The following is a 19,749-nucleotide window of genomic DNA, read 5'->3' on the forward strand; positions in this document are numbered from 1 at the left end:
ATTTGGGAAATATTCGCCAGGGTTCGCCAGGGCCCGCCAGATGGCGTGCCACTTCCCATCCGGTGTGATGTATGTCGTAGCCGTCCCAAGTGCCGACTGGGCGTGCCGACCAAGTCGCTCTCACCGGAGGGGAGGTGGACATGCGGAAGTGGTTCAGGACGAAGACACCGGACCGAAGCAAGCAAGAGCGAAGCAAGCTCGATCCAGCAACCCGAGCCCAGCTGATCATCGCGGTGCTCGGCACAGTCACTGCGGTTGCAGGGTGTGTGGCTCAGTTCGCGCGGTGAACGCGGGCGCGGAACTGTGAGGGGCACCGGACGGCACAGTCGCGGCCTGCGTGAAGCGGGCCCGACCGGCACATGATCGGCCGGCCCCGCCCCAACGCCCACACGCCGGGCCGGGGCTCTGGTGGCACCCAGAGCCCCGGCCGCGATGCCGTGTGGCCTCCGGCATCACCGGAGGAGCCCTTCACGTCAAGTATCGGGTCGGCTCAGCGCGCGACCACCTGGCGTACCCCTAGTTCTGGGTGGCGCGCCCTGGCGAGCGCTCGGGCCGAAACTCCCCAGAAACCCCCCACGAGGCAAAAAGAAACCCCTCCGCCCCACGTTTGCGCAGGTCAGAGGGGTGTGAGGCGGACGAGTCGGCCTGTACGCCGGGGAGAGTCGCCGCAACGCTATTGACCTGCACAAACGTGCGAGGGAGCCGCCTCCGCGGCTACCTAAAAGGCTACCTACGTTTCGCGTCCCGCTCCATGCCTGGACAAGGCCCTGCTTCGGCTCAGCACCGCCGAGGGCTTCGGCTCGCCGGGCCTCTCGGGGAGCAGGGGTACAGGTGCGGCCGCGAAGGCGTCAGCCCACCCTAGGCGAGTCCAACATGTGGACAGTGCGAGTGATCTACATCACATGCACATAGCGGCCTGCGCCCGGCGGAATTTCTGCGCGAAGGCGCTTCGGGAGTCGGAGCCGGGGCCGCCCCAGGCGGCAATTCACCTCGGTCGAGGTATACCCAACAGGGATTCCTGTGGGGCGGGCCGAGGGGCGGATTGATGGCGAATCGATCTTGGGCGTGCGCTTGCGGCGACGCTCGGGAGCGCGTCCGGCCGCAGGGCAGGCTCGCCTCGGTGCTCAAGGTTGCGATCGACCTCGGAGGTCGGTTGCCCCGAGCTTTCTGAACGACGACCGGAGAAATTGCAGGGTCGTATTCGGGTTACTGAACGTTCGGCTGAACTGGCACGGACGCCCAGGTCACGTACCCGGCATTGTCGCCGCGGTACTGCCCGATGTCGTCGGTGAGGCGGCGTACGAGGTACAGGCCCGGCTCGTCGTCGGGCTGCGGGAGCGGCCCTTGCTTCTCCCCTACGGAGACCGTGATGTGCGTGCCGTCGAACACGATGCGCCCGAGGATGTCCGGGCCGTGCCGATCCCGGCTGGCGATGTCGACGAGTTCGCGGACCACTGAGATCACGTCGTCACTGGCCGCCTGGGCGGCTGGGGCGCCTTTCAGCAGCATCGGCAGGGTCCGGCGAGCGAACGCTGCCGCGCGTTCCATCGGGCTGGCCGGCGCGGTGCTCGTCCCCAGACAGAAGGTGATCTCACGGCTCATCGCCAACTGTCGCCATGGAGCCAGCGACGGCAGCAGCTCACCAAGTGAGTCGCGCTCGGTGGAAGAAAGCGTCACGTCTACCCGTCCCATCGCTCGAGCGTGACCGAACTCTAGTTCGACTACGCCCTGATCACCAGAAGAAACTTCCCTGCTCATGCCTCGTAGCCCACCTCGCCGAAGCCGGGGTGAGCAATCTGAGTTGCTATCGTATGCCAAGTGGAATCCATAGTTCCGCTTGGATCAACTGAGATTAACGCCCGCGAGACAGAGAGGGGGGACGCTGCCGTGACCCATGCCCACGGAAGCGAAGCTCCGCAGGACGAGCCAGTGGGGGGCAGCTTCGCGGATCGGCTCGACTTCCTGTGCACTCACGACCCGCGGGGGCCCTTCACCAACCCGCAGGTCGTACGGATGCTCGAGGAGCGGGGCTTGCCCGCCCCGTCGTCTACGTACATGTGGCAGCTTCGAACCGGACGGGCGGACAACCCGACCAAGAAGCACATGGACGCCCTCGCCGACCTCTTTGCCGTGCCTCAGGACTACTGGTCCAACCGCGGTACCGCCACCACCGTGAACAGCATGATCACCCGCCTTAATGAGCTCAAGGAGTCCGGCGCCGACCCTGAGCAGCTCCACCGGCAGCTCAGATCCTTTACGAAGCTGATGAGCCAAGGAGTTGCTCCGGAGGCGTTGGATGAGCAGTTGCAGACCTTGATCCGGCTGCAAGAGGCGGGTGTGACCGCAGCCACGTTGAAGCGCTTGCAGGATGCGCGGGTCACCGATATTGCGATGAGAGCCGTTGGTCTGTCCGACAAGGGCCTCACCGCGGCCGCGGCCATGATCGACCAGGTTCGCCGACTCGAAGGACTGCCGGCCGAGTCTTAAGATCTCACCCGCACCCGCCTGGGAAATGCCGACCGCTAGCGCAGGAACCGGCCCCTGGGTTGTTACTCGCGCGTCTGTATTCATTATGCTATTGCGAGTCTTCAGCCGTCAGGGGCCTTATTTGATCTTGTAAGGCGCTCTGCGGGTTCAAGTTTCCTTGATCAATTAGGGAGGGGTGCTTTCGTGTCTGCATCTGTACAGCGGGCCAGCGAGCGTTTCGTGCGTAGCCTGAGCCTCCCCTCGGTCACTGGAATTCGGGACCTCCTGCCGGAGGTTGAGCGCCGAACGCAGCGGGCTGTCAAGCTTGAACCGGCTGAGGTTGGATGGTCAGCCCCCTGCGGAATGTGGGTCGCGACTGCGGAGACGCACTACATCTTCTACGACCCGCGAACGAGCATCGCGCATCAGGACCACATCATTGCTCACGAGGTAGCCCACATCCTCAAGCGTCACCAGGGCCAGAGGAAGGTGCCGGTCGAGGCAACCGAGGGGCTCCTGACCCTTCTGGACCCGGAACTGATCCAGTCGGTGCTCGGCCGTGCGCAGTACGACGATGCGGAAGAGCTCGAAGCCGAGCTGGTAGGAACCTACCTCCAGGCACACGTCCACCATCACCAGAAGTACCAGGTCGCGATCTCCGACGAAACGGAGTCCGATCGGGTTGCAAGAACATTTCTACGCCGAAGGCCAAGTCCGTGAGTGAACTGCACCCCATATGTCTCGTCATCGCGAGTATGGGATTCCTCTTTCTTCTACGGGACTTGAAGAACAACAGGAAAGACCGGGCCCTCGTCCTGCTGAGTCTGGTCTTCCTCTCCTCAGCTCTCAGCTTCATCATTGCCCTGCCTCCCATCTGGAAGCAGATTGACGCTGCACTCGGCGTACCCAGCATCGCGGTCCCTCTCGCGCAGAGCTGCGTCATGCTGGTTCTGGTCTTCCAGACGAGCGTGGTTGCCTACTGGGCGTTCCCGCCGGCCGAGGCCCGCCGCAGGTCCAAGATATTCGGGATCGCCGGTGCCGCTGCTATCGCCGGATTGTTCGCGACGTTCTCCCAGATTGATCCGGACGACTTCTCGCACTTCCTGGTGCGGGGCACCTTCTATAAGGCGTACCTCGGCATCTACATCGCCGCATACACGCTCGCGCAGACGTACTTGGCCGTGAAGTGCTGGCAGCAGGCGCGCCGGTCTGTAAATTCCTGGGTCACTGCGAGCCTGCGCATCATCACCGTGGGTGCGGTCATCACCGTGGGGCAGAGCGTCATCCGCACTGCCGACCTGGTTGCAGACGCCTTCGGGTCCAGCGCCGACAGCTGGCTGGCCCTTGCGTGGCTTTGCGGCGACGCCGGGGCCCTGCTGACCCTCCTCGGCTACTTCCTCCCGACCCTGGTTGACCGGGCGCGCGGGGTATACGGGTGGGCGAACGACCACTACGTGTACAAGCGGCTCGCCCCTCTGTGGGAGGCCCTCTACGCCGCGACCCCTTCGATCGCGGCGGTTCCGGCCGAGTCTCAGCTCCGGTCGCTCGTGCAGCTTCGGCCCATCAGCTTCTCGTTGTACCGTCGCATTACCGAGATCCGGGACGGCATGATCGAGCTTCGTCCGTATCTCCACGCCGACGTGCGGGAAGAGGCGGAGCACCGGCACGGCACGCAGGGTCTCAAGGACCCGGACCTGGCGGCGGCAGTCGTCGCAGAACAGATCCGGCAGGCTCTCGCCAGTCACAGCCAGAAGCAGGCGGCCGTCGAGCTGACTGAGTACGCCGACGCGCGGGTCAGCCCCGAGACCACCGACGAGGACAAGCACCTCCTCTTGCGCATTGCCCGGTATTTCACGCCGCCGCCGGCGCAGGTCACAACGCCTGTACCTAGTTGACGGACGCTGCGGCCAAGGTGACGTGCACCTTGGCCGCTGGCGCGCTCCAGGCAGACAGGCCGGTGCGCTCGGGCAGCCGGGACCCAAGCCTGCCCGGCCCCTACGGTGTGAGCTTTGAACCGATGCTCCAGGAGATCCCCATATGCCCTCCCACGTTCCTGTGATCAAGACGCTCGCCAAGGGCGAGAGCGGCAAGCTCATCGACGTCTACCAGCCGGGCGAGCGCCCCGAGCGGCCACTTCCTGTCATCCTCATCTGGCACGGCCTCGGCCCTGATGAACGGGACATCCTGCAGCCGCTCGCCGAGGAGGTCGTGGCGCGGGGGGCCGTCGTATTCGCCTCCGACTGGCGCTCCGATGCTCCGGATGGCGGCCGCGCCGATCTCCTGAACTCGATTCGCTTCGTGCTCGCACAGGCGGCCTCGTTCGGCGGCGACCCCAAGCACTTCGTGCTCGCTGGCTGGTCTGCCGGCGCCGGGGCCGCCATAAGCGTTGCGCTGCGGCCCGAGCTGCTCGACGGGTGGCGGCCTGTTGCCGCGGTGGGGATCGCGGGCCACTACGAGCTCCCTGCCCGCACGACGGGCGAAACGCCCCTGGACGACCTCGCGGCCACGAGTGCGGACCCGGTTCCGATCCGGCTGGTCCATGGCAGGGGCGACATCATCCTGGACGTGCAGAATTCCCGTGACTTCGCTGAGGCGCTGGTGGCTCGCGGCTGGCCCGTTCACCTGGATGAAGTCGCCACCGACCATGCTGGCGTCATCATGACCGAGTACAACCTGGAGCTGAACCGGTGCGTCCCGACGGCATCCCCGTCGGCCGTCGAGGGAGGCCGAGTCACGGCGGAGTCCCTCATTCTCGCCGCCGAAACCGGGGCGGCCACGAAGTAGTCGTCCGCCGCTCGAGCGGACCGGGAGCATCGACAGTAGTGGGGCCCAGGCGTAGTTCTACGCCTGGGCCCCACTGTGGGCGGCGGGTCAGGCCGCCAGGTCGAGACGCCCTCGTTCGAGGCGATCGAGGTACGTGCGGGTGGCCTTCTTGCCGACGTAGCCGGAGAGCGCGGTCCCTCGCGGGGGTCGGCGCAGTTCGCCGTACTCGGCGTCCAGGGCCTTGGCGCGCTCGATGATCGTCCGCACGGACAGGCCGTTCTTGAAGTCGGCGCCGACTTTCTTCTCGACGGCGACGTACTGGGCGGCCTTCCTCGGGCGCAGCCGCGCGGCGAGGACGACGTCCGCCTCACACCCGAGGACACAGAACGAGCAGGACAGGCGGCTCATGCCCCAGTCGTACGCCTCGTGGTACGGCAGGCCGGAGCGGGCGATCTCCTTCCAGACCTCGGCATCCGTCCAGCCGTGAATGGGCCGCCACGTCGTGACATGCCTCTTGCCGTTGCTTGCCGGGCGGTCGATCTCGACGGCCGCGAGCTTGGCGCGCGGCGCGCTCTCGGCGGCCCGCTGGCCCATGCAGTTCAGGATGCGCACCGGGCGCCCCAGATCGCCGAGTTCGGCCACGAGCCGCGTCATCAGCTTCCGGATCGGCCCCCGCTTCAAATCCGAAGTGCACCACCTAGCTGTACTCGAAGGCCAAGCCGGAGCGACCTTCGCAGTGGCGGGGTCGCGGCCCTCGTCGCGGGCTTCCTCCTCAGCCTTCGCCTTGAGCTTGAAGAACCGGGCAACGGTGCGCGCCAAGAGGTCGCCGCCCTCGGCCTTGACCACCTCGAAGCGGACTCCGAGGCGGCGGGCCTGCTCCTCGGCGAGCGTGCGGGTGCCGCCCCACTCCACGTCGCCGAGGTCGGCGTGAACGATCACAACACGGTGGAGCAGTCCCAGCTTCGCGGCCAGGCGGCAAACGTGGGAGGCCATCGACTGCGAGTCCTTCCCACCGGATGAGTTCAGGAGTATCCAGTCGGCGGCGCGCAGCAGCGCCGTCGGGATGGTCGTGGCCGGCACTGCGGGCACGGAGGGGTGGGTACGGCGGGCGCGCTTCTTCGGGGCGGGGGCTGTCTCGGCGAACAGGGTCAGTTGGGCGCTCACAGTGTCCTCGTCGGGAAAATGAGGGACGGAAGGTGGAGAGGGGCCGGGGGCGTGGTGGCTGCGCCCCCGGCGGGGAGCGCTACGAGGGGTTCTCGACGAGCCAGTTCGCGAACCTGTTGCCCTGGATCGTCCACGCGTCCTCGCGGTCGACGAGCCCGCCCTTCCAGGTGCGCAGCCAGGGCATGGGCACGTGCCGTTCTTCGCGGACCTCGTCGAGATTCAGGACGGTCCCGGACCAGGTGAAGACGGTGCACCCGGAGTCCTTGCGTGTGGTGCAGGAATCGAGCCGGACCCGCATGCCGTGGGTGAGGACGATGTCGCCCTCGGCGAGCTGGCTGGAGTCCTTCACGGTGACGTTGGGAGTGGTGATCATGACTACCTCGCGATGTCGTGGTGGAGTGGCGGTGAGGGTGCCGGGGCGCGGCGGTCTGCGTCGCGCCCCGTCGGGAGGTGGTCAGGCCGCGAGCGCGGCGCGGGCGTCGGTGTCCCAGTCGGGGACGGCGAGGCCGAGTTCGAGGTAGCGGGCGGCGCGCTTGGCGGCGTTGCCGGGCCCGGAGTACGGGCAGCCCTTGTGGCGGCGCGGCGGGGCGGGCTTGACGCCCTTCCGCTCCCGCATGTGGCTGTAGAAGACGTCGATGTCCTCGCCGCACAGCAGGTCGGTCAGGGCCCAACGGTGCTCGCTGCCCGGGTAGCCGTGGTGGACGCCCGCGCACCGGGTGCGGGTGCAGCCTTCGGGTTCGGTGACCGGAGTGGTACGGGGCGTGTAGCCGAGTTCGAGCATCCGCAGCCAGGCGGCGGCGAGGCTTTCACGGTTGCGGGTGGTGTCGGGCAGGAACGTGGACAGGAACGGCGTGGTCATGGCGCTGGGTCCTTCGGTTCGGGTCTGTGTCGGCGGTTGCTCTCCGCCAACAACGGAAATACTACAGCACGCGTCGCCTTGGGTCTACTCTACGGCGGGTTGCTCTCCCGCCGGAACGGGCCAGGGTGCAGCGGCTCGGCTGCGCCCTGGCGGTGGGACTGGGACGCTTACGGGCGACCGGGGCGGCCGATCTGGCGAGCGGTGCCCGTCCGCTTCTCCCGAGGGAGCGCGGAGCGGTCAACGGGCGGACGCGGTACGGGGCGGCCGTATGCGCCGCTGCGCCTCGCGGTCGCGTCACCTACGCCGAAATCCCTGATGGCGGCTTCCTGAGCGCTGTGCCGCAACTCGCCACGGAGCGCCATCGTGCGCAGGTAGGGGTGCCGGCTGCGAATGGCCGTGCTGTGTGTGCGGGCCAAGCGGGCACGGGCGGCCCTGACCGGCCTGCCCGCAGGGGACGGCGTGAGAAGGCCACGGATCCGGCGGGGTTCGGGCCGCAGCTCGGCCGCGGGCACCTCGCGCTCGCGCTTGGCCGCCCATGCCCCGGTGAGCGGCCACACGCGCACGCTGCCGTCAGCCATAGGCCAGCCGTTGATCTGAACGCGCGTGTCCGGCTGCCCGGGGCGCTTCCAGATGCCCCGGGAGTTCACCGGAAGCCGCGTGGCGAACGCCGGGCCCGTGAGCGGCATGCCCACCAGCTTCCGGCCGCGTGTGGTGATGTACGCGCTGGCACCAGTGCGCCACCGGTCGGTGGCCTCCACGCTTTTTCCAGTCCGGTCACGGAAGACGACCAGGCCGTCACGGCTCAGGCCGCGTCCCTCGGCGTAGTTGAGGCCCGGCACGACACCCGTCTCCGGGTTGGCGCGCCTCAGCGCATGAAAGCGGTCGACCGTCATCAGCGCGCCCCATCCTGCGTCGGTGAGCCGTCGCAACCCAGTCCGGGGATCGGTGCGGGCCCATTCCTCGGGGAGCGAGTTGAGGACCCGGCGGGGGGTGCGGGTGGGCAGGTAGCCACCTGTGTCGATGGCGGCGAGTATGGCGCGGCGCTGTCCGTTCGGAATCTTCTGGGTGGTGTAGGACAGGTTGAGTTCGGGGGGCATGGGGACTTTCGGTTCGGGTCTTCCGGCGGTTGCTCTCCGCCGAGGGAGGCCGGGGCGCAGCGCGTGCTACGCCCCAGTGTGCGGTCAGATCGGGTAGGTCACCATGTCGGCGATGAGTTCGGCGATGGTCGCCGAGTCGGTGTCGCAGTCCACCGGGCCCCCCTTGCCGCTGATGTACAGCGGCTCGCCGATGGGCTCGCCGTTCTCGTCGTGGAGGAACATCGTCCAGCCGGTGTGCGCGGCGGGGACGTGCTCTATGGAGGGGGAACGATCGCCAACCGACAGGTGCGGGCGGTTGCGGGCGTCCGCGGCGGGGGTCGTCTGGTCCACGGGGATGGCGTAGCTCATGCCGATGTCGTCGCTGTGCGCGGTGATGCCCCACTTGGCGAGCGCGGCGAGCAACACGGCCCCGGCGGTCGGGCGGGGCGTGGTGAACCACTCGGCGACGGCCTGCACGCACAAGGCCAGGTCCTCCGCCTTGAACACGGTGGCGACCTCGATGAAGTCGGACTTGCCAGCGCACTCCCACGCCGTGGCCCAGTAGCCGCCCCCGTACGGGAGGGAGGCCACTGTGACGTGATGACCGGTCGTCGCTTGATCCTGCGGGACGTCGGTGGGGTGCGCAATGAGCAGTCCCTCCTCCTTGTCGAGGAAAGCGGGGATGCCGGCAGCGGTGAGCGCTCCAAGCGCGATGGCGTTGAACATGCGGATGCTGATGGTTCTCTTCCTTCGGGTCTGTCGGCGGTTGCTCTCCGCCGGGGGGGGGTGAGGCGGTGCCGGGGCGCCGCAGCGGGCGCTCCCGTGGGCTGGGCTACAAGTCGCCGGGGGCATCGGGGTGCTCAGGGCACGGCCCGTACTGCCCGGTGCGAGTGCGGGGGTGGACGTGGCGGCGCCCGGCCAGCCTGCATCCGCCCTCCGCCTCGTCGCAGTGGGTGACGCAGGTGCACGCGTCCTCGTCAGCACTGGAGCTCGGGGCGGCGAGCGCGGGGGCGTTCTTCACGGCGCACTGCGCCAGCCAGCGGACGTACCGGATGCCGTGGTGGCGGCACAGGTCTTTGACCAGGTCCTTGCCGAACACAGCCAGCTCCGGCCAGTCGGCGAACGCGTGGGCGAACTGCTCGTCGGTGAGCTGGGGGACGTGCCACGCCTCGGGCCGGTCCAGGCCGTGGTTGCGGGTCATCGTCTCGTCGAGGATCCGCCACGTCTCGATCAGTTCCATGGCCATGTCGTCGCGCTCGCCCATGCGGTCGACGTGCCAGCCCAGGGACTCGTCCGCGCCGAGCGTGCGGGTCCGGGCGGCGTTCTCCTGCCATTCGGCGGCCTTGGCGCGGACGAGGGCGAGCGCGGCGTCGGCGTCGAGGGGCTTCATCGTTGGTGTCTCCATTCGGTGTGCGGGCAGGCTGCACAGCCGGTGTGGGCGGCGCGGCTCTGGGAAGGACGTCAGGCGGACCGGTAGGACTGAGGGAAGCCCGTGATCAGTCGGCGGCCCAGTTCGGTCACGTAGGGGGCGTGCAGTGGACCTCGTACGCCGTCATCGCCGTTGTTGGGGCGCGTGGTGCCGTCCCCGTCACGGAACTCGACCAGGCCGTCACGGTGAAGGGTCTTCACCGTCGGCCGCGAGGTGTCCTCGGGCAGGCGCCCGTCCGGGCCGGCGCTTCGGAGCGCGGTGTTCCCGGCGTCGGTGAGCAGCGCCCGGCGGCCCCGGCTGTTGAGGGCGTGGAAGACCGGCCCGTCGTACCCGGCCCAGCGCGCGCTGGCAGCGGCGCGCCCGGTGTTGGTCACTGCGGTCACCCAGCAGGCGAGGCAGATGGCGTCCAGGACTCGGGTGTCCGTGCTCTGCGGAACGCGGCCCTTGTCGTCGGCGAGTGCGGCGAGCAGCGCGCGGCGGTGTGCGGGGGTCGGGGTCTTGGGGATCTTGAGTGCGGGGGCCGGGGGCTTGTGTGCGGTGGCCATGGTGATGGTGGTCCTTCGGTGCCGAGGGGCGGGGCGCAAGATGTGTTCGCCTTGCGCCCCGGTGTGGGCTGGTGGTCAGATGACGTCGGTGACGTCGTAGAAGGCGGCCAGGCCGCCGCCGGTGGACCGCTCCCGGCCTATGGCGAGGCTCGGCTCGGAGCGCTCGGCGCGGACCTGACGCTCGTACTCGGCGTCGGAGACCAGGCGCACCGTGTGGTCGACGGTGCGGAAGCCGACGGCGCTCCACTTCTCGACGCCGTACCGCGTGGTGTGGGTGACCGGGTCGCGGTACTCAACGAGTCGGATGATCAGGACCGGCCGGGCCTTGTCGCTGATGACGGACTCGCGCAGCGTCTTGCCGCCCAGGATCTCCAGGGAGTACACGGCATCGTGCTCGGCCTGGATGTCGACGGGTCCGGAGTCGGCGAGGACGGTGCGCAGGGGCCCGCACCGGGCGGTGAGTTCGTCCATGGTGGGCAGGGTCAGGGTCAAGGACACGATGGTCCCCTTTCGGTTTGGGTCTGTGGCGGTTGCTCTCCGCCAACACCAGAAATACTACAGCACACGTCACGTGGGGCGATAGTGGTCCCCGGAAATTCGAGCCACCCACCCCCGCCGCGCCACGCGCTGCGCCGATCTAGTTGGTCCTCGTGTTGGTCAGGTGCGGCCCGATATACCCGACGACCAGACGGCCGGCACTCCAGCCCTGCGTCCCCTTTACGTCGTCCAGGAAGTACACCCGCGGAGCGATGCCCCGTGTGGCGAGCTTCAGGTGCGCCTGCATCCCGACACGGCCGCCGTCCAGGGCCGGGAACTGCCGCTCATGCCCGTACTGCGCCATCGTCTGCCCGGTCTCCGTCATCGCGACCTGCCGGAACGGGTACGCCTTCGCGCCTGGGGGCGTGGTCGTGCAGAACTGGTAGAAGCCACCGTTGAATCCGGCCTTCGCCGCCGCGACGTACGAGTCGAGCGATACCAGCGCCGTCCAGCACTTCGCCGCCCAGGTGCGCGACATGGCGTGTTCGTCGAGCCCGAACGTAATCCGCCGATCCGCCGTCACTGTCAGGTGCTCGAGCTCCGCCAGGCGCTCCCACAGCTCCTCGAACGACGAGGGAACGCCCGGCAAGCTCTCGGCCGCCTCGGCGACCTCCTCGGAGCGGCCCTGGCGCAGCAACAGAAGCCGGAGACGGTCCGCCTCGGCCCGCGCCCGCTGCAACGCGTCAAGCGTCGTCAGGTGGTCCTCGATCTCGTTGTCCCGCTCGACGATGACGGCCTGGAGCTGGCCCTGCATGGACGTGTTCGTTCGCTCTGCCAACTCGACGGTACGACCCAGTTCCGACAGCTCTTTGTCGGCCTGCTCCAGCAGACCGTTCAGCAGGGTCACCTCGACGCGCAGCTCTTCGTCGTGCTCGCCCTTCCGCTGCGCCGGTACGGAGGTCAGGAGCCGGGCCTTGTCCATGGTTTCGCGGCGCTCTTGCCGTTGCTGCTCGGCGAAGCGGTCGGGGAACGCCACGGCGGAAAGCTGCGGGGGCAGGGGGCGTTCCAGAGCGAGGGCGTAAATACGGCGGGCAATGCCGCGCCACGCCTGGTCAGCCGGATCGGTCAACCGTGAGGGGCCCATGAACCGGTGACGGGCGGCATCCGGCGCCCAGGCCGGATCGACCAGCGGCAGGAATGTCCGCACGCAGCCAGGGCCGACACGATGGTCGTGGCCGATCTCTTCCCGGAAGGCGTCGACCGTGGCCAGGTCCCATAGCAGGTACATGGACGCGTCCCCGGCGAGCTGCCGCATCGTGCCGGCCACGCGCTCCGACCACAGCGGATCGGCTTGGGTGGGCCGTGCGGCAACGACCGTGGGCGTCTGCCGCTGGGGGTCGCGCAGCACGTCGACAAGGAAGTGCACGCGGTCGTGGGGGACGCGCAGCGCGTTCACGCTCAGCCTCGCCATGCCGTCGCGCGGTTCCAGCTTCGCCACCAGGTCGCGGATGAGCCGGGGTTTGCCGGTGCGCAAGGTCTGCGCGCTGTTCGGGAAGCACTCCAGGTCGACGCTCACCGTGCCGCCCGTGCTGGAGCGAACCGCCGTCACTGTGGTGCGCCAGGTCGCCTCCGTCTTGTCCTCGCGGAGCTGGATACGGGTGGCGTACTCGGCACCATCGTCGTCGTATGCGGCCTGCGACAGCAGCAGGGACGACCGGTCGAGCGTGTGCTGCCCGGTGCCGAGCTGCACGGTCGCGCGCGGGAACTTCTTCCTCAGCCACGCCCCCGACACCCCTCGGACGGTGTCAAGCAGTGTCTCCGCCTCTGGCACGGCGAATACGGAGCGATGGGCGAGTGTGCTGGCAGGTGGACTCAACGGAACCTCACGGGCGGGTGGGGCCTGGCACGTGACCAGACCAGTCGGAAGGGCCCCGCGCGCAGGTCAGAGAGCCTATGGGGGGTCTCTGGCGGCGCGCGGGGAGAACTGTGCAAGGTGGCCGACACCCGACCCCCAGCTAGGGGGCGGGCGGGGCCGGCATTCAGCGGGTCAGCGGTGGATCTGCCGGATGTGGCGGTACCAGCGCAGGAGAACGCCCGTCGCCTGCTCGGCGAGCCACACACGGCGCTCCTCGGCCGACGCGCCGTCCCACGCGATCACCGGGCCGGTGGGGTCGATCACGGGCGTGAACGGGGACTCCAGCACGACGTCGATGACGAGGGCGCGTTCACGGGTGGGCAGCTGCGGGTCGGCCGACCGGTTGCAGCGCGCGAAGGTGTCGATGTGGCCCAGCAGCCACTCCCGCTCGGTGATGTACGGACCGATCTCGTCGGCCGCCGCGCGTACGGCCGCCCACCGGTCAACGGCCTCAACTGTCGTCGATTTCAGGCCGCGGGCGAACATGTCCTGCCATGCCTCGGCGTACGGGCCCAGCGAGCCGTCCGGCTGGAGCATGGCGCGCGCAGGGACGACGTGGAAGACCTCCCCCCCCCCGCTGGTGGAGGACGGTGAACGTGCGGACGGTCTTGTCGAGCGAGACAGGCATGGCGAAAGAGCCCTTTCAGGAGGAGAGCAAGAGGAGGAAGGGGCGCCCGTGCCGACGACGGGCGCCGTGGAGCGGGCTAGGAGCCGAAGTGGCTACGCCCGTCGTGATGAAGGTGGATGCCGTCCACGTGCAGGTGCTTGGTGGTCTCGTATTCGTTCCAGGTGCGCGCGGCCGTGTCCCAGCCGGAGGCGCCGACGATCCAGCCGTAGAAGTAGCCCGTGCCGAACCGCTCGTACTGGCCAAGACCCCGCTCGTCGGGGTGCGCGGCAAGAACGGCTTCGAACATCGCCCGGATGGCGTGCGTCTCGAAGGTGTCGACGCCGAAGCGGCGGGACTCGAAGTGGCAGTAGCCGTAGTCCTTCACGTCCGTACGGGAGGAGACGGCCAGCCGCGCGGCGACATCGTCGGGCAGCACTACGACCGGCCGGTCCCACTGGTCGAGCGTGACGGTGATCTGCGCCGGGGTCAGCTCGGTCGTGATCGTGGAAGTGGTCATCCGGAAAGACCCTTTCAGGGGAGAGCGGACGGGATTTCGCGAGTTTTGAGAGCCCTCTATGCGCGCGCACGCGTAAGAGCGTCTTGGTTCACGCTGTTTTGCGTGTTCGAGGCGGGTGGGGTGGGTGTGGCAGGAGTCGCGGTCAGGCGAGGTTGAACTCGTGGACGAGACGCCAGGACGGCAGGACGCCCCACTCGGTGCTCGGCTCGCGGATGCAGGCGCGGTTCGTGGTGTATCCCTCGGCCGTGAAGCCGCGCGTGAAGTAGTAGAGGCGGCCGCCGATGAGGCGCATGTGCTCCACCCATCCCTCACCCCAGCCCAGGATGTGCTGGTCCATGTCGAAGCGAGGGCTGATGGTGAAGGTCTTCGTGGTCATGGTGGTGCTCCTCGTGGTTGCGGTGAGTCGGGGCGGTGCGCCCGGCGCCGGCACCGGTGTTCCGGTACGGGGGCAGGGCGCACCGCCCGCCGGGGAGGGCGGGCGGCGCTTGCCGGTCAGGCGGTGGTGAGCTCGTGGTGCTCGCGCATGACCTCGGTGAGGACGAACGCGGTGAGCGGGAGGCGGGCCAGGATCGGGTGGCCGATCCAGCGGGCGCGGCCTTCGGTGCCCATGGCGTCGGCCCAGGTGCGCAGGCTCCGGTAGACCGCGCAGGCTGCGCCGTACTCCACGCCGAGGCGGTACGTGTAGTCCTCGATCGCCGTTTCGCGGTCGTGGATGGCGACGGCCTTGGTGTGGGCGTCGAAGCCGTCGATGGCTGTCACCTCGCGCAGGTCGAGGCAGTCGCCCCAGTACGCGTCGAAGTAGAGGAGATCGCGGTCTTCCTGGGTGGCGGGGGTGAGGAGTACGGCGCGCACGGTGCCGTCCTGCATGAGGACGGTGAAGGAGCGGAGGGTCTTGGCCAGGGTGACGGGCATGGGTGTCCTACCTTTCAGGTGTGGGTCTGACTCTGGTCATTCGTAAGATCGGAGGGCCCAGGGGCTCTGGGTATGGCTGGCATGGCGGAGACCGTTCGATGGCTCAAGGAACTTGGCCGCCCGGAGCCCCGCGACGACTCGACCGCCAATTGGGAGATGCGACTCCGATCGCTGCTGTAGGACAACGCCGGCGAGGTCGTCTGCGGGATCGATCTACGACGAGCTGGCGGAGGTGACCGTGCCTGAGATCTGGGCCGGGGTAGACATCGGCAAGACGCATCACCACGCGGTGGTGATCGACGCGGAGGGCAAGCGTCTGCTGTCCCGCCGGGTCCAGAACGACGAGACCGAGCTCCTCGCGCTCATCGGCGACGTCTTGGAGATATCCCGGGACGCGCTGTGGGCGGTAGACCTCAACCATGGTGGTGCCGCGCTGCTGATCGGCCTGCTGGTCAGCCATGGCCAGCCGGTCGCCTATCTCACCGGCCTGGCAATTCACCGCGCTTCGGCTACCTACCGCGGCGAGGGCAAGACAGACGCGAAGGACGCCTTCGTCATCGCCGACCAGGCCCGCGTCCGCCACGACCTCGGCCTGCTGCGACCCGGCGACGAGATCGCCGTCGACCTGCGCACGCTGACCACCCGCCGCCTGGACCTGATCTTCGACCGCACCCGCCAGATCAACCGGCTCCGTGCCCAACTCCTGGAGATCTTCCCTGCGCTGGAACGGTCCCTGGAGCTGACGAACCACGGTCCGGTGATGCTGCTGACCGGCTTCCAGACCCCGGCGGCGATCCGCCGTGCGGGCGCGAGCCGGATCGAGACGTGGCTGAGGAACCGCAAGGTCCGGGGCGCCGCCACACTGGCGAAGAGTGCGGTGGAGGCCGCCCGGGCTCAGCACACCGTGCTCCCTGGCGAGGAACTGGCCGCCGCCATGGTGGTCCGCCTCGCGAAGGGAGTGATGGCCCTCGACGAGGAGATCGCTGAGCTCGACACCCTGATCGAGGCCAAGTTTCGCGAGCACCCGCATGCCGAGGTGATCCGCAGCCTGCCCGGTATGGGAACCAAACTCGCGGCGGAGTTCATCGCCGCGACCGGCGGCGACATGGACGCCTTCGGCAGCTCCGACCGCTTGGCCGGCTTCGCCGGCCTGGCACCCAGACCCCGCGACTCCGGCCGCGTCAGCGGCAACATGCGCAGGCCCCGGCGCTACCACCGCGGGCTGCTGAGAACCATGTACCTGTCCGCGATGGTCAGCCTGCGGTGCTGTCCCGCCTCGAAGGCGTACTACGACCGGAAGCGGAGCGAGGGCAAGGGACACAAGCGGGCACTGCTGGCCCTCGCGCGCAGGCGCCTCAACGTTCTGTGGGCGATGATCCGAGACGGAGAGTGCTTTCACTCTTCACCCCCCGTCACGGGAGCAGCTTGACAACACGATTGGGAAGTTCCTTTTCGGTTCGGGTCTGTTGGCCCGGTTGCTCTCCGGGCCGTTGGCGTCGCTTCCCGCCAACACCTAAATAGTACAGCACGCATCATCTCGTTGGGAACCCCGCCGGACGCCCCCACTTCACACCCCACATAAGGCACCCCGGATCGCCAGTCATGACGTGCGCTGTACTTTTTCATTCGGAGTGCGTAGCGTTCTCATCGCACCACCGGCCCGGAGAGCAACCGGGCCAACAGACCCGAACCGAAAAGGACTTCGTCATGCGCAGACTGCGCCTGTCCACCCTCCGGCCCCGCCCCGCCGCGCTCCTCGCCACCGGACTGGCCACCGCCACCCTCGGCGCCCTCGCCACCTTCGGCCACACCTACGACGGGCAGAACGCTGGAGCCACCTTCGGCACCTCTGGCTGCTCCATCGGCGTCGAATGGCGGGGCAACCCCGGCCTCTTCGGCTCCTGCACCGGCACAGACCCGGACGCCAAGCCCACCCAGGACGAGATCGTGACCGCGTTCAACGACGGCTTCACCGACGGCCGCGCGGACGCCCTCGGCGACGACAACCGCGACGGCCGGATCGACGAAGGCGAGAGCGGCTGGGACTGCCACACCATGGGCAATCGCATCTGCGGCACCCACCACTGACCATCCGCCGCCGGGGCGCAGCCGCGCCGCTGCGCCCCGGCCCGCCTGCCAATTCCCCGCCCGACCAGAAGGACCCGTCATGCGCACACTTGCCCTCGGTTCCGAAACCCTTCACCTCACCGACCGGCCGATCGATCCCGACCACCCGCCCCTGCCGTACGGACTCACCCTCGACCAGGCCGTGGCTGTCCACGCCCATGAGGTGAAGGCTGGTGACCTCGTGCTCGCCGCCTTCTCTGACGAGAGCGGCGCCCGCCAAGCGGAACACGTCCCCACCCCGTACTCCGCCGACCCGCACGCGTTGCGGGACTGCCCGTGCGAGGGGTGTGAGGAGTGCGAGGACGTCGACACGTGGACGCTTGGCGACCACGGCCGCGTTGCCGATGTCGGGTGGCGGTTCGTGTGCCTGGCCCCCTCCGAGCGTGGTGAGGGTGACGAGGGCGACGAGCCGTGCGCCATCGAGCTGCGCAACCTGCCCGTGGCCGTGATCCCTGCCGACGTCGTCGCAGCTGCCGAGGAAGCCGCCAGGCCCCCCGTGCGTACGTACGGCGTGATGTGGTCTGCCGACTTCGAGGCGTCCAGTCCGCAGGAGGCTGCACGGCTCGCCTACGAACAGCTCAAGAGCTACGCCACCGACGGGTGGCCGCCGGAGCTTGAGGTCACCGACGAGGCCGGGCGCGTGACCGTCATCGACCTGAACGCCACGCAGCGGACGGAGGGAAACCGGTGACGGACTGGAGGGGGATGGGACGCGGCGACTTCGACGAGTCGGCCCCACTCGCCCTGGTCGACGAGCGGGCCGCACGGATCGGGGCCCCGGTGCCGGCCACCCCGGACACGTACGGCACCGCCGCCCTGTTTGGCGACGAGGCGCCCGTGCGCAGGGTCGCGCCCCGCCGGACTCAGGCCGAGAAGCCCCAGGCCGACGCCCTGTTCTAGCCAGCCGGTTCAAGTGCAGCGCGCGTTGCCGAATCCCTGGGGCGCAGCACCGTCGCGGTCGAGAACGTGACCAAAGTTCGCTTGCGGCCTACCCATTTGCGGATCGTTCACGATCCGGGACTAGACCCATTGCGACGCGTGCTGTAGTATTTTTCTTGTTGGCGGAGAGCAACCGCCGACACAGACCCGAACCGAAAAGGGGACCCCCGTGTCCGCGAACTCCCGCCGTACCGCCGCCCTCCTTCGCGACCGCACCCGCGCCAACCGCGCCGAGTCCCGCGCACGCCGCGCCGCCGCCACTGCCGCCCGCCGCGTCCGCACCGGGCCCCGCTCACTGGCCACCCACATCATCGCCACCGGCGCCTCGCTCGACGTCGTGGCCGGGGCCGCCGACGCACTTCGTGCCCAAGCCCGCAAGGCAGGCATTCGGGGTCGAGCCGCCCGCATCCGCCGTACTCTCAACGGCCGCGCCCGCCGCGTCGTGACCGTCTACCGCTACACCGTCGAACAGGTCGCCCAGATCGTCGCGACCTACAAGCCGCGCAAGGCCGAGTACAAGGCCATCCGCGCCGTCCTCGCCGCTGCCTGACGGACACAGACCCTCGCCGGGGCGGCACACTCCGCGCCCCGGCTCCACAACCCAGGAGACACCCACCATGAACGCCGTCGCCCCGCGCAACACGCTCACCCCCGCCGAGGCCGCCGCCCTGCGCGCCCGCATCATCGCCCACGTCGCCCGCGACCGCTTCGCCCCGCCCGCCACCATCACCGCGCTCCGCTTCATCGCCTCCCACCTGGACCGGGCAGCCGAGGCGTTCGAGCGGTACACGCCCGGCAGCACCACGAACGCGTGCTTCACGGACGCCGCCCAGGCGCTGAGCGACGCACGCGAAATCGCACGACTCCACCCGGACACCCGGTTCCCCGCGAACTTCACGGACTACATAGACGCCCCGCTCACCTGCGCCGCACTGCCGATGCCTGCGCCGCTGAACCCCGTTTCCCCCACGCTCGCCCAGCAGGAGACCGACCTTCGTCACCGCCTCACCCTCGTTCACGAACAGCTCTCGCAGGCCACCAGCGAGCCCGCCACGGACGCCTGGCTCCCCAGCGCCCTCGCCCTCCAGCGCGACCTGATGAAGCTCGCCGGGGAAGTCCGCGTCGACAACGCCCGCCCCTGCAACCAGCCGACCATCACCCCGGCACCGGACGCGGAGGGCGACGCCGCGAACTGACCACTCCGCACCACCGGGTGCGCCGCACCGGCGCACCCACCCGGCCGGAGAGCAACCGGCCCAGACCCGAAAGGCACCACCCGATGAACACCAGCCTCACACCGCTCACCCCCGCCGCCCGCGCCGCCTACGGCGTGTACGCCACCTTCCCCCGCCGCCGCGACGCCGCCACCGCGCTGGCCGCCCGACTCGACCGGATGCTCGCCTACGCCTCCGCCCGCACCCAGATCACCATCTGGGCCACAGTCGTCCCCCAGCTCGACAGTGCAATCGCCGACGTCCACACCGCCGCCACGACCCGCCGGGGCCGCCGCGCCCTCACCCGCACCGCCCGCCAGACCGCGCGGGCCGCGATTGAGACGTTCGAGCGCGCGTACGCCACCTCCCTCCCGTACGACGACCACGGTCGCTACCACCCCGCCCCAGGCACGGAGTACCCGTTCAGCGTCTCCGACATCGGCCGCGCCGCCGTGCAGCTCCTCGGCCCCGACTGGCACGCCGAGTCCTCCTCGTGGGGCGTCGGCGCCTGCATCGAGCACCAGGACGAGCCGGGCGCTTACTTCCAGCTCGCCGTCGACGAGGACGGCGACCTGTACATCTGGGCGAACCTGCGCGACAACAACCGCACGTACTTGACGGACGTGAGCTCCGCCTTCGGCCTGCCCACCGTCGCCGCTCGCGTTGCCGACGCCGTGCGCGGCATCCGCGACGCCGACTGACCGCCCGCTCGAACCCCGCCCCGGCCACCGGCCGGGGC

Annotated in this window: 25 protein-coding genes; 11 read left to right on the plus strand and 14 right to left on the minus strand. The window is 69.0% G+C overall.

Going from position 1 to position 19,749, the window contains the following annotated elements; all coding sequences use genetic code 11:
* Positions 1-1,206: 1,206 nt before the first annotated feature.
* On the minus strand, positions 1,207-1,692 hold the full coding sequence (locus tag IE305_RS06105; protein ID WP_190128400.1) for a hypothetical protein: 486 nt from the start codon (positions 1,690-1,692) through the stop codon (positions 1,207-1,209).
* Between the two features lie 195 nt (positions 1,693-1,887).
* Here IE305_RS06105 and IE305_RS06110 point away from each other — a divergent pair, with 195 nt between their 5' ends.
* The 4 genes from IE305_RS06110 to IE305_RS06125 all read left to right on the plus strand — a co-directional run bounded on the left by IE305_RS06110 (position 1,888) and on the right by IE305_RS06125 (position 5,250).
* Positions 1,888-2,487: a hypothetical protein gene (locus tag IE305_RS06110; protein WP_190128401.1), complete on the plus strand. Its 600-nt coding sequence runs from the start codon at positions 1,888-1,890 to the stop codon at positions 2,485-2,487.
* Positions 2,488-2,670: 183 nt separating this feature from the next.
* Entirely contained in the window at positions 2,671-3,186 is a 516-nt protein-coding gene (locus IE305_RS06115; RefSeq protein ID WP_190128402.1) for a hypothetical protein, read from the plus strand.
* A complete protein-coding gene (locus tag IE305_RS06120) occupies positions 3,183-4,361 on the plus strand; it encodes an MAB_1171c family putative transporter (protein WP_190128403.1) in 1,179 nt (392 codons plus the stop codon). The genes IE305_RS06115 and IE305_RS06120 overlap by 4 nt, the downstream gene beginning before the upstream one ends.
* A gap of 160 nt (positions 4,362-4,521) precedes the next feature.
* The gene (locus IE305_RS06125; protein ID WP_229890637.1) at positions 4,522-5,250 is read left to right on the plus strand and encodes an alpha/beta hydrolase; all 729 of its coding nucleotides are present in this window, start codon (positions 4,522-4,524) and stop codon (positions 5,248-5,250) included.
* 87 nt (positions 5,251-5,337) lie between these two features.
* On the opposite strand, the gene IE305_RS06130 is transcribed toward IE305_RS06125, so the two are convergent.
* The 13 genes from IE305_RS06130 to IE305_RS06190 form a co-directional block, all read right to left on the minus strand.
* A complete protein-coding gene (locus IE305_RS06130; RefSeq protein WP_229890639.1) occupies positions 5,338-6,393 on the minus strand; it encodes a phosphoadenosine phosphosulfate reductase family protein in 1,056 nt (351 codons plus the stop codon).
* 79 nt (positions 6,394-6,472) lie between these two features.
* Entirely contained in the window at positions 6,473-6,766 is a 294-nt protein-coding gene (locus tag IE305_RS06135; RefSeq protein WP_190128405.1) for a hypothetical protein, read from the minus strand.
* Positions 6,767-6,847: 81 nt separating this feature from the next.
* Entirely contained in the window at positions 6,848-7,252 is a 405-nt protein-coding gene (locus IE305_RS06140; RefSeq protein ID WP_190128406.1) for a hypothetical protein, read from the minus strand.
* A 167-nt stretch (positions 7,253-7,419) separates the two neighbouring features.
* Positions 7,420-8,349, minus strand: a complete 930-nt coding sequence (locus tag IE305_RS06145) for a hypothetical protein (protein ID WP_190128407.1) — start codon at positions 8,347-8,349, stop codon at positions 7,420-7,422.
* 84 nt (positions 8,350-8,433) lie between these two features.
* Positions 8,434-9,054: a hypothetical protein gene (locus IE305_RS06150; RefSeq protein WP_190128408.1), complete on the minus strand. Its 621-nt coding sequence runs from the start codon at positions 9,052-9,054 to the stop codon at positions 8,434-8,436.
* Between the two features lie 106 nt (positions 9,055-9,160).
* Complete coding sequence (locus tag IE305_RS06155; RefSeq protein ID WP_190128409.1) at positions 9,161-9,718, minus strand: hypothetical protein; 558 nt, start codon at positions 9,716-9,718, stop codon at positions 9,161-9,163.
* Positions 9,719-9,789: 71 nt separating this feature from the next.
* Entirely contained in the window at positions 9,790-10,302 is a 513-nt protein-coding gene (locus IE305_RS06160) for a hypothetical protein (protein ID WP_190128410.1), read from the minus strand.
* 75 nt (positions 10,303-10,377) lie between these two features.
* Entirely contained in the window at positions 10,378-10,800 is a 423-nt protein-coding gene (locus tag IE305_RS06165) for a hypothetical protein (protein ID WP_190128411.1), read from the minus strand.
* 139 nt (positions 10,801-10,939) lie between these two features.
* Entirely contained in the window at positions 10,940-12,571 is a 1,632-nt protein-coding gene (locus IE305_RS06170; protein ID WP_190128412.1) for a hypothetical protein, read from the minus strand.
* A gap of 255 nt (positions 12,572-12,826) precedes the next feature.
* A complete protein-coding gene (locus IE305_RS06175; protein WP_190128413.1) occupies positions 12,827-13,231 on the minus strand; it encodes a hypothetical protein in 405 nt (134 codons plus the stop codon).
* Between the two features lie 167 nt (positions 13,232-13,398).
* The gene (locus IE305_RS06180) at positions 13,399-13,818 is read right to left on the minus strand and encodes a hypothetical protein (RefSeq protein ID WP_190128414.1); all 420 of its coding nucleotides are present in this window, start codon (positions 13,816-13,818) and stop codon (positions 13,399-13,401) included.
* A gap of 142 nt (positions 13,819-13,960) precedes the next feature.
* Positions 13,961-14,194: a hypothetical protein gene (locus IE305_RS06185; RefSeq protein ID WP_190128415.1), complete on the minus strand. Its 234-nt coding sequence runs from the start codon at positions 14,192-14,194 to the stop codon at positions 13,961-13,963.
* Between the two features lie 116 nt (positions 14,195-14,310).
* Positions 14,311-14,730: a hypothetical protein gene (locus IE305_RS06190; protein WP_190128416.1), complete on the minus strand. Its 420-nt coding sequence runs from the start codon at positions 14,728-14,730 to the stop codon at positions 14,311-14,313.
* 238 nt (positions 14,731-14,968) lie between these two features.
* Here IE305_RS06190 and IE305_RS06195 point away from each other — a divergent pair, with 238 nt between their 5' ends.
* The 7 genes from IE305_RS06195 to IE305_RS06225 all read left to right on the plus strand — a co-directional run bounded on the left by IE305_RS06195 (position 14,969) and on the right by IE305_RS06225 (position 19,711).
* On the plus strand, positions 14,969-16,159 hold the full coding sequence (locus IE305_RS06195; RefSeq protein ID WP_373311545.1) for an IS110 family RNA-guided transposase: 1,191 nt from the start codon (positions 14,969-14,971) through the stop codon (positions 16,157-16,159).
* 278 nt (positions 16,160-16,437) lie between these two features.
* A complete protein-coding gene (locus IE305_RS06200; protein WP_190128418.1) occupies positions 16,438-16,818 on the plus strand; it encodes a hypothetical protein in 381 nt (126 codons plus the stop codon).
* A gap of 79 nt (positions 16,819-16,897) precedes the next feature.
* Positions 16,898-17,548: a hypothetical protein gene (locus tag IE305_RS06205; RefSeq protein WP_190128419.1), complete on the plus strand. Its 651-nt coding sequence runs from the start codon at positions 16,898-16,900 to the stop codon at positions 17,546-17,548.
* Positions 17,545-17,757, plus strand: a complete 213-nt coding sequence (locus IE305_RS06210) for a hypothetical protein (RefSeq protein WP_229890641.1) — start codon at positions 17,545-17,547, stop codon at positions 17,755-17,757. Before IE305_RS06205 ends, IE305_RS06210 begins: the two co-directional genes overlap by 4 nt.
* A 208-nt stretch (positions 17,758-17,965) precedes the next feature.
* The gene (locus IE305_RS06215) at positions 17,966-18,346 is read left to right on the plus strand and encodes a hypothetical protein (protein WP_190128420.1); all 381 of its coding nucleotides are present in this window, start codon (positions 17,966-17,968) and stop codon (positions 18,344-18,346) included.
* A gap of 67 nt (positions 18,347-18,413) precedes the next feature.
* The gene (locus tag IE305_RS06220) at positions 18,414-18,992 is read left to right on the plus strand and encodes a hypothetical protein (RefSeq protein ID WP_190128421.1); all 579 of its coding nucleotides are present in this window, start codon (positions 18,414-18,416) and stop codon (positions 18,990-18,992) included.
* A gap of 83 nt (positions 18,993-19,075) precedes the next feature.
* The gene (locus IE305_RS06225; protein WP_190128422.1) at positions 19,076-19,711 is read left to right on the plus strand and encodes a hypothetical protein; all 636 of its coding nucleotides are present in this window, start codon (positions 19,076-19,078) and stop codon (positions 19,709-19,711) included.
* Positions 19,712-19,749: the final 38 nt, after the last annotated feature.

This window comes from Streptomyces mashuensis (genome assembly GCF_014654785.1).
In the GTDB taxonomy this organism is placed as follows: domain Bacteria; phylum Actinomycetota; class Actinomycetes; order Streptomycetales; family Streptomycetaceae; genus Streptomyces; species Streptomyces mashuensis.